General features: G+C 51.5%; 1 pseudogene. It reads right to left on the reverse strand.

The window, feature by feature from the left end:
* Positions 1–131: 131 nt before the first annotated feature.
* Positions 132–342, reverse strand: a pseudogene (locus tag PQR02_RS40880) (hypothetical protein); the annotation flags it as partial.

Genomic DNA, 342 nt, shown 5'->3' on the forward strand with positions numbered 1-342 from the left:
CTTTCACGTCGACTTGCACTTTTGCATCGGAATCCTCGCGCAGAGGCGAAGGGGTGATCATCGCAGTAACCGTCACTTCGGCATCTTAAAGTGACTATGATGTATGTGTGGTCCGTGCTAGCGGCATGTGACTACAACGGGGCAAAGGCGGGGCTGGCGGGAAACTGGCCGCCCGTTTTTGCTCCGCCAGAAATCGGTCCGCGAAGGTGGGGGCCGTTTTTTTTACCGCGTTCAACGACGATAACCGTTAGTATCGCCGTTGACGCGCAATATTTAACATCGATCGACGCCTTAAGACAGTTTATTTGCGCACGCAGCCAGATAAAACAGAATTTTATTTTT

Origin of the sequence: Paraburkholderia sediminicola, from assembly GCF_046026895.1 — a bacterium.
GTDB classification, from domain to species: Bacteria; Pseudomonadota; Gammaproteobacteria; order Burkholderiales; family Burkholderiaceae; genus Paraburkholderia; species Paraburkholderia sediminicola_C.